This is a genomic window from Escherichia sp. WS1450 (genome assembly GCF_046487395.1).
Classification (GTDB): Bacteria; Pseudomonadota; Gammaproteobacteria; order Enterobacterales; family Enterobacteriaceae; genus Escherichia; species Escherichia coli.
Genome location: NZ_JBJQJO010000005.1, coordinates 1 through 16,715, shown reverse-complemented (window position 1 = coordinate 16,715; position 16,715 = coordinate 1). Strand labels below are relative to the sequence as shown.

Genomic DNA, 16,715 nt, shown 5'->3' with positions numbered 1-16,715 from the left:
TCACCCAGGGAAAGGATGGCGATGCTGCATTGAAAATTAATTAGCGGCCTTTTGCCAGATATTGCTCCATCTCTTCTTCCGGCACCATTCCACCTCCCGTCGCCCACACCAGATGAGTGGCATTATGCAGTTGTTCTGCGCTGAAACCGTGCATCTGTTGGTAACTTACTGATGCGCACACGCGCTGAGGCCCGGCCATACCCGCCAGTGCCGAAGGTTCAAGACGAATACCTTCTTCCTGCGCCAGCCAGCCAAGCATGTCATACATGGTTTGATCGCTAAGGGTATAGAAGCCATCCAGTAGACGCTCCATTGCCCGCCCGACAAAGCCTGATGCGCGACCAACTGCAAGGCCATCCGCTGCGGTAAGGTTGTCGATACCAATATCCTGAACAGAAATCTGATCGTGTAATCCTGTATGGACGCCTAACAGCATACAAGGGGAGTGCGTTGGTTCGGCAAAAAAGCAGTGAACATGATCGCCAAATGCCAGTTTAAGCCCGAATGCGACGCCACCAGGACCACCGCCAACACCACACGGCAGATAGACAAACAGAGGGTTATCAGCATCGACGATACGACCTTGCTCGGCAAATTGCGCTTTAAGACGCTGGCCAGCGACGGAATACCCAAGGAACAATGTGCGGGAATTCTCGTCATCAATAAAGAAACAGTTCGGGTCAGACTGCGCTGCTTTACGTCCTTCCTCGACGGCAACACCATAATCTTGCTCATATTCCACGACCGTAACGCCATGGCTGCGCAGTTTCGCTTTTTTCCATGCCCGGGCATCAGCAGACATATGCACTGTCACCTTAAAGCCAATGCGGGCGCTCATTATGCCGATTGATAACCCCAGATTTCCGGTTGAGCCCACAGCAATGCTGTATTGACTAAAGAACTGTTTAAACTCCGGGGAAAGCAGTTTGCTGTAGTCATCTTCAGGCGTCAGCAACCCCGCTTCCAGAGCCAGTTTTTCTGCATGTGCCAGGACTTCATAAATCCCGCCGCGTGCTTTTATGGAGCCGGAAATAGGCAAATGGCTATCTTTTTTCAGTAACAGTTGCCCGCTGATCGGTTGTTGATATTCCTTTTCCAGCCGTTTTTGCATAGTCGGAATGGCAACCAGTTCTGATTCAATAATCCCCCCAGTAGCAGCAGTTTCAGGAAATGCTTTTGCCAGATAGGGTGCAAAACGAGATAAGCGCGCATGGGCGTCCTGAACATCCTGTTCGGTCAGGCCAACATAAGGTAAACCTTCAGCCAATGAGGTCGTGCCAGGATTAAACCAGGTGGTTTCTTTAAGAGCAACCAGATCCTTTACCAACGGATACTGGGCGATGAGCGAGTTCATTTTAGCGTTTTCCATAGTACGTCTCTTTGCGCTTAGATGATAAATGACAGCAGGAATGTGCCCGCCAGAGCGACGACTGAAGCGATAAATGTCGCTGTCGTATAGTATTTAAATGTTTCATTGAGCGTAGCGCCGCAATATTGCTTCACCAGCCAGAAAAGCGAGTCCGTAACGATCGTGCAGCCAATCGCACCTGAACCGATAGCAATCGCAATAATTTCCGGGCTGATGTCGGGATACAGCGGCAGCATGGGTGCAACAATTGCCGTTGCCCCCATCATTGCCACTGTAGCGGAGCCCACTGCAGCATGCAGAATAAGAGCCACTAACCAGGCCAGAAGAATCGGGTGCATATGCATATTAGAGAGAATAACTGCCAGCGTATCAGCGAGACTGCTGCTTTTTAAAATGGCGTTGAATGCGCCTCCGGCCCCGATAATCAGCAAAATATTAGCAATAGAACCGAAGCCATTTTCCGTATGTGTGAGCATCGTCCCCATGCTCATATGTTGACGTATACCCAACACATAATAGGCGACAAATACGGCGATAAACATGGCAGTGATAGGGTTGCCAATAAACTCAAGCAAGGTATACAAACCACTCTCACGCGCCATATTCAATTCGGCAATCGTTTTCACCAACATCAGCGCAATGGGCAGCAGTACGGTGAATAACGTTGCGCCTAATGACGGTAGTGTTTTTTCATCGCGAACTTTGAGATCGGCAAACTCTGTGGGTACAGGCTTAAAGGGCAGTCGTTGACCCAGAAATTTAAGGAAAAGCGGGCCACCGATCAGTGATGCCATCAGCCCAACCAGCAAACCGTAGACGATCACCGAACCGATATCTGCGCCCAGCTTATTGGCAACATATAAAGCAGCCGGATGTGGAGGAACCACGCAGTGCACTGCCATCAATGCGGTACACAGCGGAATGGCCAGCTTTAACAATGAGGTATTGGTTTTTTTGGCAATTGAAAAAGCCAGAGGAATCAATAGTACGACGCCCACTTCAACAAACAGCGTGATGCCGCAAATCAGGCCAACCAGCACCATAATGACATCAGCCGAAAGCCAGCGGCAGCGCTGAAGTGTCAGACCAATTCTTTCTGCGGCACCGGATACTTCCATCATTTTTCCCAGTATCGTGCCAAGGCCGATAACCGCAGCGAGGAAACCCAGCGTTCCGCCAATTCCACTTTCAATAGCATTTACCATATCCAGTGGTCCCATACCCATCATCGTTCCCACGAAGAAGCTGGCCAGCAACAGCGCCAGAAACGGGTGGAATTTGAACTTCACGATGGTCAGTACAATTAACACGATGCTGATAAGCAGCGTGCTCACAACCCAGATTTGAGAGTGCATATCTCACCTTCCCCTGTGATTAACCTGATGATATTGGACAAAAAAACAACGCAGGCTGACAAACGATAAAATTTGCCTTTCACATGAGATAAATTGCAGCAAAGGAGTGATTTACATCTAAAAATGAAGGTGAATTGAGATATGGTTCACTTTAGCTCACCTTACAGCTGAAATTTTGCCGCTATTTTTTTACACTTAAAATAAAAATGAGGTGATTATGGAACCCCTTCGTGAAATAAGAAATCGACTGCTTAACGGCTGGCAACTATCAAAAATGCATACTTTTGAAGTGGCTGCCAGGCATCAGTCCTTCGCCCTGGCGGCAGAGGAGTTGTCGCTGAGCCCCAGTGCGGTAAGTCACCGTATCAATCAGCTGGAAGAAGAATTGGGTATTCAGTTGTTTGTCCGTTCCCATCGCAAAGTGGAATTAACGCACGAAGGGAAACGCGTTTATTGGGCGCTAAAATCGTCGCTGGATACCCTGAACCAGGAAATTCTTGATATCAAAAATCAGGAGTTATCGGGAACGTTAACTCTGTACTCCCGACCCTCTATCGCCCAATGCTGGTTGGTGCCTGCATTAGGTGACTTTACACGCCGCTATCCGTCTATTTCGCTCACCGTGCTCACTGGTAATGACAATGTCAATTTGCAACGTGCCGGAATCGATTTGGCGATCTACTTTGATGACGCGCCGTCAGCGCAACTGACTCATCACTTTCTGATGGATGAAGAAATCCTGCCAGTATGTAGTCCGGAATACGCTCAAAGACATGCTTTAACCAATACTGTAATTAACCTGCGTCACTGTACGTTGCTCCATGACAGACAGGCATGGAGCAACGACTCCGGAACGGATGAATGGCATAGTTGGGCGCAACATTATGCGGTTAATTTGCCGACATCTTCAGGAATTGGCTTTGATCGTTCTGATTTAGCTGTTATCGCCGCAATGAATCATGTTGGGGTGGCGATGGGAAGAAAACGCCTGGTACAAAAAAGGCTTGCCAGTGGTGAGCTCGTTGCACCGTTTGGCGATATGACGGTGAAATGCCATCAGCATTATTACATCACCACATTACCGGGCAGGCAGTGGCCAAAAATTGAAGCGTTTATTACCTGGTTAAGAGAACAGGTAAGTCAATATGAATGTTATACCTTATAATACATTAAATCATCTGGTTCCTAAATAACCTTATTATGCACTATAAGTGTATGTTGGCTTTATAAATTGCGATTTTTATATGGGAATTGTTTTGTCAATAGTTACGAAAATGATAAATAAAATAACCACATCTTCTTGGCGTCGAATATTGGAGAGCGATAATTCATAGTAAACTATGATTACCAGAGAAAAGATAAGTGGCAATATATTTGCTGGTGGCATTTTTATTAAATATTATGTGTGTTGGTTTGTGACTTTAAAAAAATTAATTTTTTAATAAAAAGGTGATTTGTTTCTCATTTTGATTAATATTGAGGATCCATTATGATTATCAGTTGTATGTCATAAAAATGAGGGGCTAAAGGCCTCAATGAATTGAGGCCTTTAGAACAGGGGTTATATCTTCTTTATATCTAACACATCACCCTCCCATACTCGTTTAAATCTTGCTGCATTACTGGCTGTATATAATACCGTATGATGTATATTTCTGTGCCCTAAATAATCTTGTATTAGTCTGGTGTCTAACCCTTGATTAGCTAAAGCATACCCACAACCATGCCTAAGCATGTGAGGATGAATGTTAATATTCATATTGTGACTATATTTCTTACACATCTTATACACATATTGTCTCGAGATTTTATTTCCTTGACAAGAAAGAAATAAAGAGTCTTCAAAAGGTTTTTTTACTATGTTATCACGTAGTGCTAGCCATTTTTTTAATAACAGAACAGTTTCTTTTTGCAGGGGATGTACTGTGGATAATCCATTTTTTAAACGCTTGATATATATTGCTGACTCTGAAAAGTCAATGTCGCTAATCTTTAGTGCAATAAGCTCGCTTACCCTAAGGCCATGTACATATGCCATTTGTAACATGGCTTTATCTCTAATTTCATTTTTTGAACCGTTGATGGCTTCAAAAAATAACAACCATTCACTATGAGTAATAAATTTGCGCATAATACTATCGGTTATACTAATTAAGTTAAAAAATAAACTATAAATACCAGAGCCTGGTATTATTGCTTGTTTTTTATAAGCAAATAATGAGCTGGGGTTTAAATTATGCCACTAAATGGATATTCATCAATACCCCGCCAGAGAGATAGTTGCTCAGTGGGTATAGATTATTATTAGTTAACCAGTGAGCATAAATAAGCACAAAAAGTTGCGTATTGTGAATAATAATTCAATGCCATGCTGGTGGTTTTTTTGTGGTGAAAATATTTGTACCTTTTTGTTTACGGATGAAAAATAAACAGTCATATTATTTTGGTTAATTATTGTGTTAGTTTTAACACTCGGTGATGTTTTTTGTTATAGTGCATTAATTTTTAAATAAAAAAATTCATACATTCATGGATGTAATATATACAAGATACAATGTTAATTTTAGATAAAATAGTAATTGCATTGGATACTTTTTAAATATGCCGATGTTGAGCTTAATTTTATGAGGGAATGCTATTTCGGGGTGTAGGACTTTTTTATAATCATCTTATAGGACTCTGTATATTTACAGGAGGGTTTTGAACGATAGTTACATAACGAAGGTTGTTTGTATGCGTTTACAAGCGATTAATTAGATTAGGTGAATTTTAATAAATTAATCTATAATCATACAGCAACTATATGAATTATATTATTGACTAAGTTTAATTCTTTCATCATAGTTGACATGGCTATTTTATATAAATAGAGGTGATTTATGCAAAACAGAAAATTTTTAACGCATCATGAAATTAATTTACTACTTCAATCTGTAAAACAAAAGAGTTGCTCTTCACGCGATGTTTGCATGATTTTATTGGCTTATTTTCATGGTCTGCGTGTTAGTGAGCTCTTATCTCTGCAGTTGTCGGATTTAGAACTAACTACAGAAAAAATATATATTCAACGGATAAAAAATGGATTCAGTACAGTCCATCCACTTCAAAAGGAAGAGGTGATTGCAATAACAAACTGGCTGAATGAAAGGAATTCAATAAATGTTAAACATTTCAATGATAACCCGTGGTTATTTGTTTCCCGAACAGGAAAACCATTATCGAGACAACGATTTTATAACATAGTTTCTGCTGCGGGTAAAAATGCAGGTTTAAATATTAAAGTTCATCCACATATGTTACGCCATGCATGTGGTTATTCACTAGCAGATAATGGTGTGGATACCCGTCTTATTCAGGACTATCTCGGGCATCGTAATATCAGGCATACGGTAATTTATACTGCTTCTAATTCAATGCGATTTGAAAAAATGTGGGGGAGAGGTGACGCAAAAAAGCAACATTTTGACCCAAAATGTAAACCCAATCTTTGTTTAGAAATTCTCGTATAGAAAAACATTTTTTTCTATAAAAAACATTAAAATTACTGATTTAGATCAATGTGTGGCGTCAATCTACACATAAAGAGGTAGATTTGTCTTCTTTTTAATCTCTGGCGTATAAAGCCAAAATGTAAATACCAATCAAAATTATATTCTGAATTAAAATAAATACGTAGGTTTTTTACCTGCGTTTTGTGCTATTTATAGTTAATTAAATTGATGTTGTCAAAATGGGTCATTTTGTAAACCTGTGCCTCAAGGTTTGTCTCCCCCCGGTGTGCAAAGCAAAAGGAAATTGGGAAAGGGGATAACAGGAAATTGATTGCATGGTTTTGATTACGACGACAAAAAATATTTTTATAATTCAAGCAATTAAGAGTATGTGTTGGCGGGGTTTTTCGTACGTGAAAGTCATCGCTGTGGACGACTATTCTTCTCTGATTCGTGATTTTGGCACATCTTGCTTTCGGGATGAGCAATCGTTGTTGTTACCTGTATTCCCTGATAATGATTCTACTACCTGTATACGCTCACTGTATTTCATTCACCAATGGCTAAAAAGCCAGCCTGTCAATATTCCGTGCCTGGCATGGGGGGATAATGGTGTAGTTAGTAATAAAGGCATACCTTTCATACCGTGGAAATTAACAGCAGAGCAATTTTGTTTCTATATAGATAAATTTATCAATGGCTGGAGGTGCAAAAAAAATATTCGCGCGAATCATAAAGTTTCTTTTTTAGAACGACAATTATCCCCGAGGGAGAAAAGTATCTTTATATATACCAAGGAAGGAAAAGATATTGCATGGATCTCGAACACCTTGGGTATATCCAGTAAGACTGTGTGGACGCATCGTCGTAGAGCTATGGATAAACTCGGGGTAAAACGTTTACATCAATTTATAAATATTCCGCGTTCCCTTATTAGTGAAAATATTCAATTATAATGTACGTTCAAGAGTATTAGTGTTATGAATAAAATATATAAAGTCATTTGGAACCATACAACCCAAAAATGGGATGTTGTTTCAGAATTGACGAGTTGTAGAAAAAAATGTAAATCAACTCGCCTAGGAATTGCTTTATCAGCAATGGTTCTGGGGGGCGCTATTGCAATTAATTGCAATAACGCAATGGCAGATGTCATATTGTCACCAGACTGGCGTCCGGGTACGAATAACTCGGGTGTTGGGGCTGCAACAGTAAGTGGTAAAACCGAATACATCACTGGTCCAAATGTCGTCCAGTCTGGTGGGTCAGGTCTTATCTGGATGACTGTAGAACAGGCAATTTTAAATGGCTACACCACTGGAGATAATTTATCCGGATTGATTTACGTCAATACCGGAGAAAAAACAAAAACCATTACAGTGAAGGATGAGGTTACTGGCGCTTCTCAAACACTTCAAGTGTTTGATACTGACTCTTTCTCACAACGCGATGCGGGGACTGGGGGAAATGAAACCATTCCTGGTTTTAGTGGCACTGCGGATTTTTTCAATGCGACACGTTTTGTAACAGCCAATAATGGCGGTACAGCTATTTTGGATGTGGGTTCACCAGCAATCGGTAATTTTTTTAAAAATACACAGCTTGCTGTAGCTGATGGAGAAGGTTCCTCTGTTGTATGGAACTCGGTCAATGATTTTTATTTTCAGCCTGGTGCAACCATGCAGGGGGGCGGCGTTACTCAAAAAATCATTGACTCAATGAAATATGCTGGAACAATTACTGATTGGGCGGGAAAAGTACACCATATTAACTCTCTTGATGATTTAAAGCAATATAATCAATATTTGATAAAGTCACTAGAGGACAAAACGCTATCTTATAAGCAGTATGATGCTGAATTTAATAAGGCCCTTATTGTCACTAAGCATAATTACAATGTGGATATGACCGCTGGGGGACGCATAGACTCAACTCCTTACAAAGAAAATGTAGGGCTGCTTGCTGTTCTCCATGCAACCAATAACGCACGAGCAATATTAGGTAAAACGGGTAAATTAACTGGAGTTCTTCCTGCCTATGGGAATGGAGGAGGGATCGTTGCAACTAATGGTGGGACCGGTGTTAATGAAGGGGTCATTGATGCCATTGGTACTGAAATGATTGCCTATCAAGACAGTACCATTGTTAACGATGGTACACTTTTTGTTTGGGATAATAATGATAAATATGCTCTCCAGGCAGAGGGGATGGTTGCCGGTAGTAATGGTTCTTCAGCCATTAATAATGGTGTTATTAATATTCGCCCATTTAAAAATGCTTTCGCTCCAGAGGGGATTAACACCGCAATTGTTGTTAGTAATGGGGGCATGGCAACAAATAAAGGCACAATAAATATTACTGCCGATGCATCAACTAATGATAATAATGGCAAAACACGAGGTGTAAATGTTGGAGCTGGAGGCTCTTTTATTAACTCGGCCTTCGGGAGCATCAATGTAGGTATTGCGGAGGATAAAACTGCGACTCATTCGGCTGTGGGTTCTGTTGCGATTGAAGTACAAAATGGTGCAAACAAAGTCGTTAATGAAGGTACTATTTTTTTGGGCAGGGGGGCTCAGGGGAACTACGGAATCCTGGCAAAGGATGCCGGGACTGTTGATGTGGTAAATAAAGGGAATATCACTATTGACGGTCATGACAGTGATGCACCTGCACTGAATGTTGGCATGCTGGCAAATAATAGCTCCGGGATGAAAAACTCCGGGATTATCAATGTTAATGGTCTGAACAGCACCGGGCTACAGGTAATCAATGCAGGACAGTTGAAATCTGACGGTACGATAAATGTTGGCGGCAAGGGTATCAGTAGTGGTTTCCGTAACTATGGTGCCTGGGTGGAAGGTGCCGGAAGCAATGTTAATGTATCCGGAAAAATCAGTCTTGCCGGTACGGGGGCTGTGGGGGTTTTTGCTAAAGATGGCGGCAGTCTGACCCTGTCAGGCAATGGTGCAGTGCTATTTGGCAGCAGCGATCAGATAGGCTTTTATGTCTATGGAAAGGACTCTGCCATTCATAATACCGGAAGCGGTGTTATGGATGTGTCCACTGAAAACTCAACATTATTCCGTATTGCCAGCGGTGCGACATTCCAGGGAACTGCAGATGCTTCTTCTGCACTTACGGCGTCTGGTAAGAACTCTTATGCACTTATTGCCACGGGAAAATCGGATGGCGGTGTGGCCTCGACAGTAACGTCTGGAGGAATGACCATCAACCTGACGGGTGAGGGGGCTACAGCGACTTTAATTGAAGGGGGAGCGCAGGGCACAATTGAAAGTAATGCCATTATCAATATGGATAATGCCAGTGCGATAGCCGGTATTGCGGATGGCAATGGCTATGATATTTCCGGCAAACTCATTAATCCGAAGGACAAGACCACACTATTAACGGCGGGGGCTCAGTTAAGTTCCACCCAGGATAAAGTGACCGGGTATATCGCCCGTAATGGGGCCACTCTAAATAATACCGGTAATATCATCTTTACTGGAAAGAATACAGTGGGCGTCCGGGTTGAGGAGGGGGCTGTTGGTACCAACAGCGGAAATATTACAGTTCAGGATGGTGGTGTGGGACTAATTGCTAATGCCACACAAGATGTTACAACGATTAATAACTCGGGAAATCTCGTTCTCAAGGGGGGAGATAATGCTAACCGTACAACGGGTATAAAAGCATCTGGTACAACAACAACGGTTAATATGACCGCGGGTACTATATCTTTGCAGGGACAGGGGGCGATTGGCGTTGAGGCCAGCAATAAAGGGACTGTTAACCTTGATGGTTCGGCAGTACCGAACTTTGCTGCTGACGGCTCTGGTATTACCGATCAGATTGCTTTTCGTATTATCGGAGATGGTGCAACCATTAAGACGAATATTGCAGCGGGAACTCTGCTGGATGCTAGTGGGGAACGTTCTGTACTTTTCCGTATTGAAGATGGGGCAAAACAGGCCGGCTCTCTGCTGATGAAAACCTCCGGGACAGGCAGCCGTGGTATCTGGGCCACAGGGAAAGGGAGCAATGTCCTGGCTGATGCTGGCAGTGATTTCCAGATCCTGGGGGCTCAGGCTCAGGGATTATATGTAACTGGTGGTGCGACAGCGACGCTGAAACAGGGGGCATCAGTTAACCTTGTAGGGGATGGCGCTGTTGTCGCGGAAGTTGACGGAAATGAATACGCTCTGGATGGCAGTATTACACAAACGAATACTGGCTCGGTTATTACCAATGAGGCAGATATCTCTTCGCCGCTGAATAATGCCAAGGGCTTTATTACGCGTAATCAGGGACTGTTGATTAACAGCGGCAACATTGATTTCACTACCGGTACAGATAATATCGGCGTCTGGGTTGATAATGGTCGTTTTGAAAATACAGGAAGCCGTATAGCGGTCAATGGCGTTGCATTATTTGTTGAAGGTGAACACGCTCAGATTACCAGCACGGGAGGGGATATCGTCGCTGTGGATGGTGAGGCTGCCATTAAGCTGGGGGCGGGCGCGTCACTGAACCTGGCAGGGAGTGGCCTGGGAACGATCGAAGGTCAGAAAAATGCGCATGGCATCCTGCTGGATACAGGGGCTGTGGGGCTGGTTATTGATGGTGCGAAAATCAATGTTAATGCTGCAGGTGCGGTCGGTCACGGGATTGAGAACCGTGCAGAAATTGAAGGCATTCAGTTAACCAATACGACTGAAATTAATGTGGCTGATGGCATTGGTGTGCGGACTTCTGCTTCTCTGGCCAAGACCAACAGCGGCACTATTAATGTAGACGGCAGTGGAATTGCACTGGCGTTCCAGAAAGCTGACGGAAGTGAAACCGATAATAACCTGGATATGTCTGACTCCGCTGGATTAGTCATTAATCTGAAAGGCACGGGCGGCACGGGTATTTTTGCCAACACTAAAGATGGTGCTGTCGTGAAGAGTGGTGCAAGTGTCAATGTTACACAGGCCGATGGCGGTTCCGCTCTGGTGATTAACAATGCGGCCAGTGAAGTGGTTCAGAGCGGTAATCTCATCTCTGCTTCTCTGAGTCATGCCGTAGTGGATGCTTCAAAAGCACAGTCCTTTACCAATAAAGGTCAGATTAAAGCTGCGTCCGCCACCGGGACTGCAATGGCGTTTGATGACGCAGTGAATACCACCGTACTGAATGACAGCGGTGCTGAAATTCAGGGGGTTGTGGCTCTGAACGGCGGTGATAACACATTCACCAATAAAGGCAGTATTACCGGAACCGTCAGTGCAAAAGAGGGTAACAATACATTTTTATTTGATGATGGCAGCACACTGACAGGAGAAGTGACTGCAGGAAATGGCAATAATAATGTAACACTCAATGGTAAGGCTCATGTTGATCAGGTTACTGCCGGTACCGGGAAGAACACCTTCACCATTAAAGGCGAAGGGGCAACCTGGAACCTGCTGGATGGCGGGCAGGGAGATTCTGATTCCCTGATTTTTGATAACGCCATTCATACGCTGGATTCTGTTGTAAAACTACAGAATTTTGAACATGTCGGGCTGAAGAACAGTTCACTTGTCACTCTGAAGGAAGCTCTTGTGCTGACCGATGGGGGGACCGGCCCGGGGTCCGTCGATATTGAATCGGGCAGCGAACTGGCCATTATTCCTGCAGTTGCAGGCAACTTTACCTTTGATCCACTGTTAACAGGCAAAGGAACACTGTCTGCCCGTCTTGATGCCGACACATCTGCTTTTGAATTCAGCCATAACGTCGGGGATCAATTTGCCGGAACTCTGAAGCTGGGTACCAGTAGCTTTGCTCTGGAAGGGCTGAATACGAGCGGGTTAACCCATGCAATGCTGATGTCTGAAAGCGGGAATATCACAACGGTTGGCTCCGGTGTTCAGCAGATTGGCGGTCTTGGGTTCAATGGCGGAACGCTGATTTTTGGTTCCGTTATGCCGGGCGATACCATTGCCAGCAACAGTATTGAAACCTCTGCTGCAGGTACGCTGGATATTCGGGGGAAAGGCACAATTCAGGTCACCATGCCAGATGAAGTGATTAATGATATTCCGGCTGTTGATACCCGTAAGAATTTGCTGGAGCAGGATGATGCGCAGACCCTGGTCACACTGGTGAATGCAGCGGGTACCGTCACCGGTACTGGCGGGCAACTGCAACTGGTGGATGAAAACGGGCAGGCTATTTCTCACAGTCAGACGTTTGATGTCACTCAGGGCGGTGAAGTTGTAGCTCAGGGAAATTATGACTATAAGCTGCTGGGAAGCTCCGACGGGATTAAAGGTGACGGACTGTACATAGGCTATGGGCTGAAGTCGCTGGATTTACAGGGAACCGGTGATAAAGCGCTGGTGCTGACACCGAGAGCGAATGCCCAAGGACTGCAGACAGATCTTGGCGCACAGTTAACGGGGGCAGGGGATCTGGCCATCGAAGCTGCGGGGCAGGTTGTCACACTGTCTAACGGCGGTAATAACTATACCGGGGATACGCTGGTGCGCAGCGGCACATTACAGATGGCAAATGACAATGTTCTTGGCGCAACAGGTAATCTGAACGTCGCCAGCAATGCCGTCTTCAGAACAAACGGATACAGCCAGACTGTCGGTGTACTGCAGACAGAAACGGGATCGCACATTCAGCTTGATAGCGGTAGTGTGCTAACGGTCAGCGGCACGCAGCGTCAGCCGGGCGATGATAATGGTGGCGTCATTGAAAACAACGTGCTGTCCGGTGAGGGAACGCTGGCTGTCACGGGCAGCGACCTGACGGTACATGGCACCAATATCGGGTTTACCGGTAATGCCAGCCTTACCCAGGGGGCGCTGGTTGAAATGAACGGCGCACAGGGGCTGGGAAGCCAGGGTTCCATCAGCTTTGAAAGCCTTAGTGATCGCCTGGCGATTGATATCGCCGACGGTAGCGGAGTCAGCAGTAACCTGAGTAAATCGCTTTCCGGAGAAGGTTCAGTGGGTATATTGAACACCACTGATCTGACGCTTTCCGGGGATAACAGTAATTTCAGCGGTGAATTCCGTGTGCAGAAAGATGCTGCTCTGCGGGCTTCAGATGAAAAACACCTGGGCACCGGGCTGATTGACAGTGATGGTGTCACCTGGCTTACCGCCAGTGGAAACTGGTTACTGAAGAATGATATTACTGGCTCCGGCGCTCTGGTGAAACAGGGGGCGGGTAATCTGATTATTAATCATGAGCTGACTTATACCGGTGATACCACGGTTGAGAATGGCGTTCTGATTGTCGGTGATGATTCAGTCACCCGTGCCGCTGGTGCGACGTTGTCAGGCTCCAAAAACATTCATGTTCTTAATGGCGGCACACTGAGTGGGCTGGGGTCCGTTTCGGGTCAGGTTAATAACCAGGGAACACTGGCATCACTAAATGCTCTCTCAGGTTATGAAACGGCAGAGGCGAGCAATTTTACCGTTGGCTCACTGACCAATACTGGCGTCATTCGTCTGGCCGGTGGTAAGACAGGAAATACCCTGACCGTAAATGGCGATTACACTGGTGGCGGTACGTTAATTATCAATACCGTGCTGGGGGATGATACTTCTGCCACTGACAAACTGATTGTCACGGGTAACACCTCCGGTGATACCGGCGTGGTGGTGAATAATGTCCGGGGCCAGGGGGCTCAGACCGCTGACGGCATTGAGATTGTGCATGTCGGTGGGCAGTCTGACGGTAACTTCAGACTGCAGAACCGTGCGGTGGCAGGGGCATGGGAATATTTCCTGCATAAAGGTAATGCGGGTGGTACTGACGGTAACTGGTATCTGCGTTCTGAATTGCCGCCAGAACCACAACCACAACCGCAGCCGCAGCCACAACCGCAGCCACACCCCACGCCGGATAAACCTGTACAGAAGGTCTATCGTCCGGAAGCGGGCTCTTATATTGCGAACATAGCGGCAGCCAACACGCTGTTCAACATCAGAATGCACGATCGTGAGGGGGAAACTTACTATACCGATGTGTTTACTGGTGAGAAGAAAGCAACAAGTATGTGGATGCGTCATATCGGCGGTCATAATCGCTGGAAGGACAGCAGTTCACAGCTGAATACGCAAAGTAACCGTTATGTTGTGCAACTGGGTGGCAGCATTGCGCAATGGACTGACGGTCAGGACCGTCTGCAACTGGGGATTATGGCCGGTTATGGAAATGAGAAGAATTCCACGACATCCTCGCTTTCGGGATATAAATCTAAAGGTGCGATCAATGGATACAGCACCGGTTTATACGGAACGTGGCAGCAGAATGACGGTAATGACAACGGGGCTTATGTCGATACCTGGATCCAGTACGGATGGTTTAATAATACCGTTAATGGTGAAAAACTGGCTGCGGAGTCCTGGAAATCCCGTGGATTTACCGGTTCAGTGGAAGCGGGTTATACCTTTAAAGCCGGCGAATTTATCGGTAGCCAGGGTAGCCACTATGACTGGTATATTCAGCCGCAGTCCCAGATCACGTGGATGAATGTAAGAGCCAGTGAGCATACGGAGAAGAATGGCACGAAAGTTCAGCTCAGCGGAGACGGTAATATCCAGAGTCGTCTGGGCGTCAGAACTTACCTGAAAGGTAAGAGTGCGTCTGATGATAATAAGGCGCATCAGTTTGAGCCATTTGTGGAAGTTAACTGGATCCATAATACACGGAGCTGGGGTGTCAAAATGGATAATACGGCACTCAGTCAGGACGGAGCTACAAATATTGCTGAAGTCAAAACGGGTGTTCAGGGTAAATTGTCAGATAACCTGAATGTCTGGGGCAATGTTGGTGTTCAGGCTGGCGATAAAGGGTACAGTGATGCCCAGGCAATGCTGGGTATTAAATATATATTCTAATCACACAGTGGCAGGAGGGGACCTCCTGCCACCTCAGGGTTGTCATAATGAGTTCTGTAATGAAATTTTCTGTTGTTAATGCAGTAGTGCTGCTGTTGCTGATTGTACTTACTGGTGTTTTTTATATGAAAAAGTCAAAAGAAATTGCAGTTGTTAATATCGATGCTATTTATAATCAGTCTACCGCCGGAGACATGGCCAGAAAGCATCTGAATGAGGTTAAGAGTATTCTTGAAAAAGGATATGAGGATGCGCAAAAAGCATTCGCAGATAACGCGAATAAAGAGGCGCTGCTTCTTGATGCCAGACAAAAACTGGAACGACAATATGTTATTGAGGAAAATAGCGCAAAAATGGTGTTATCCCGTGCGATAGATAATGCCATAGGCACATGGAGAAAAGACAATCCTAAAAATATTGCCGTATTGTCTTCAGGTGTTGTGCTTGCGCATAACGAGTCAGCTGATATCACCAAAGAAGTCATGACTCTGGTTGAAAAAGAAAATCTGGTTTTTAATAAATTACCCAAAGTGGAAGTGCACAATAAGAATGAAGAGAAACCAGAACAAAGTAAGTAATCACTAGATTCTGACGATTTCCAGAAGGGAGATTCAGCAGGCCAGCATCTGTAATCATTCAGATTTGCTGGCTTGCTGCTAAATATGGTTGCTAAGAAAAATAGCAGGCCAGTAATTTATTCAGATTACTGAATATAATAATTTTTCAGGAACGGTTATGCTGAAGGTAGCATGTTTAATCGACACAATTATTTGCTGTGTATAATATGAGGTGACATTTTTATGATCACTGACCAGCAAGACTGACCCGTATTGATTAGCCTGATTATTGGCAACTTATTGGGGTAGTCATTTTGACATCGAATGGGGGAGGTTTCCAGTTAAGTTCACGAATGCATGATGATTTGCGTTCACATATCGAAGTACTGGTTGACTATACTAAGGATTATAAGATAACTCACTGATTGTAAGTGGGTTATTGCGAGGGGGATGATAAATGGTGTCCCCTGCAGACATCTACTTGAAGCAGCAGGGGATTGATTGGAATGGTGTTTTTTAGATGTGAGAAATATTTTACCCGCTATTTTACCCATTGGCGCGGCTTAAGAGCTTATTTTTGAATTCACAATGGTCACGATATAACCATCTTGCTCGCCCGTGGATAACTTTGGCTTTTGGCAGGTCGCCTGACTTAATCCGGTCATAGATGAAGGTTTTACCAAAGCCAGTATCAGCCATGATGAATTTCAAATCAACCAGTGAATCAGGCTGTAGTTCGTGTTGCATGAGTGCTATCTCCGAATAGGGAATCGAACCTGCAAATCAGGTAATAAAAATACGCTCTATGACGGCGATGGTAGATCAGGATATTTTAAGAAACTGACAGGCCTCATCGAGTGTGAGGCTGTATGGCTCCATTATTTCACCTCTTGCTGTGACATTGTTGAAAAACGGATACCAGCTCGTTGCTGCCAGACGATCCAACCGAGAGTCATATCCCATGCCATGTATTCGTTATCGCCGTTTTTTGCTCTCCGACGATCGACTGTTTTACCGAAACGCTTTTCCATAAATAATTCATAGGCTGC

At 44.7% G+C, this 16,715-nt stretch carries 9 protein-coding genes and 1 pseudogene; 5 read left to right on the top strand and 5 right to left on the bottom strand.

The annotated features are described in order from the left end of the window. Nucleotides 1–40: 40 nt before the first annotated feature. On the bottom strand, nucleotides 41–1,369 hold the full coding sequence (gene dsdA, locus ACJHYR_RS07410; protein ID WP_072837572.1) for a D-serine ammonia-lyase: 1,329 nt from the start codon (nucleotides 1,367–1,369) through the stop codon (nucleotides 41–43). A 17-nt stretch (nucleotides 1,370–1,386) separates the two neighbouring features. Further along, entirely contained in the window at nucleotides 1,387–2,724 is a 1,338-nt protein-coding gene (dsdX, locus tag ACJHYR_RS07405; protein WP_000556041.1) for a D-serine transporter DsdX, read from the bottom strand. 217 nt (nucleotides 2,725–2,941) lie between these two features. Between dsdX and dsdC the strand changes: the two genes are divergently transcribed. After that, nucleotides 2,942–3,889 carry a DNA-binding transcriptional regulator DsdC gene (dsdC, locus tag ACJHYR_RS07400; RefSeq protein WP_001314916.1) on the top strand — a complete coding sequence of 316 codons (948 nt, stop codon included), beginning with the start codon at nucleotides 2,942–2,944 and terminating at the stop codon, nucleotides 3,887–3,889. Nucleotides 3,890–4,285: 396 nt separating this feature from the next. Here the strand turns inward: dsdC and ipuB are convergent, their stop codons facing one another. Next, nucleotides 4,286–4,855, bottom strand: coding sequence for a tyrosine-type DNA invertase IpuB (gene ipuB / locus ACJHYR_RS07395; RefSeq protein ID WP_001224626.1), 570 nt, complete (start codon nucleotides 4,853–4,855; stop codon nucleotides 4,286–4,288). A 748-nt stretch (nucleotides 4,856–5,603) separates the two neighbouring features. Between ipuB and ipuA the strand changes: the two genes are divergently transcribed. The 4 genes from ipuA (at nucleotide 5,604) to ACJHYR_RS07375 (ending at nucleotide 15,687) form a co-directional block, all read left to right on the top strand. Next, complete coding sequence (ipuA, locus tag ACJHYR_RS07390; protein WP_001181151.1) at nucleotides 5,604–6,233, top strand: tyrosine-type DNA invertase IpuA; 630 nt, start codon at nucleotides 5,604–5,606, stop codon at nucleotides 6,231–6,233. 317 nt (nucleotides 6,234–6,550) lie between these two features. Continuing rightward, a complete protein-coding gene (locus ACJHYR_RS07385) occupies nucleotides 6,551–7,171 on the top strand; it encodes a helix-turn-helix transcriptional regulator (RefSeq protein WP_000243047.1) in 621 nt (206 codons plus the stop codon). A 24-nt stretch (nucleotides 7,172–7,195) separates the two neighbouring features. Further along, the gene (locus ACJHYR_RS07380) at nucleotides 7,196–15,109 is read left to right on the top strand and encodes a phase-variable autotransporter adhesin UpaE (protein WP_332214200.1); all 7,914 of its coding nucleotides are present in this window, start codon (nucleotides 7,196–7,198) and stop codon (nucleotides 15,107–15,109) included. A gap of 59 nt (nucleotides 15,110–15,168) precedes the next feature. Further along, nucleotides 15,169–15,687 (top strand): OmpH family outer membrane protein, encoded by a 519-nt coding sequence (locus ACJHYR_RS07375; RefSeq protein ID WP_032213276.1) that lies wholly within the window; start codon nucleotides 15,169–15,171, stop codon nucleotides 15,685–15,687. Nucleotides 15,688–16,212: 525 nt separating this feature from the next. On the opposite strand, the gene torI is transcribed toward ACJHYR_RS07375, so the two are convergent. Together torI and ACJHYR_RS07365 are read right to left on the bottom strand one after the other, a co-directional pair. Then, nucleotides 16,213–16,413: a response regulator inhibitor TorI gene (torI, locus tag ACJHYR_RS07370; protein WP_001163428.1), complete on the bottom strand. Its 201-nt coding sequence runs from the start codon at nucleotides 16,411–16,413 to the stop codon at nucleotides 16,213–16,215. A 131-nt stretch (nucleotides 16,414–16,544) separates the two neighbouring features. Continuing rightward, nucleotides 16,545–16,715, bottom strand: a pseudogene (locus tag ACJHYR_RS07365) (DNA-binding protein); the annotation flags it as partial.

Coding starts and splice junctions, on each gene's coding strand:
- dsdA (WP_072837572.1), bottom strand. CDS start 1,369: ATGGAAAACGCTAAAATGAACTCGCTCATCGCCCAGTATCCGTTGGTA.
- dsdX (WP_000556041.1), bottom strand. CDS start 2,724: ATGCACTCTCAAATCTGGGTTGTGAGCACGCTGCTTATCAGCATCGTG.
- dsdC (WP_001314916.1), top strand. CDS start 2,942: ATGGAACCCCTTCGTGAAATAAGAAATCGACTGCTTAACGGCTGGCAA.
- ipuB (WP_001224626.1), bottom strand. CDS start 4,855: ATGCGCAAATTTATTACTCATAGTGAATGGTTGTTATTTTTTGAAGCC.
- ipuA (WP_001181151.1), top strand. CDS start 5,604: ATGCAAAACAGAAAATTTTTAACGCATCATGAAATTAATTTACTACTT.
- ACJHYR_RS07385 (WP_000243047.1), top strand. CDS start 6,551: ATGGTTTTGATTACGACGACAAAAAATATTTTTATAATTCAAGCAATT.
- ACJHYR_RS07380 (WP_332214200.1), top strand. CDS start 7,196: ATGAATAAAATATATAAAGTCATTTGGAACCATACAACCCAAAAATGG.
- ACJHYR_RS07375 (WP_032213276.1), top strand. CDS start 15,169: ATGAAATTTTCTGTTGTTAATGCAGTAGTGCTGCTGTTGCTGATTGTA.
- torI (WP_001163428.1), bottom strand. CDS start 16,413: ATGCAACACGAACTACAGCCTGATTCACTGGTTGATTTGAAATTCATC.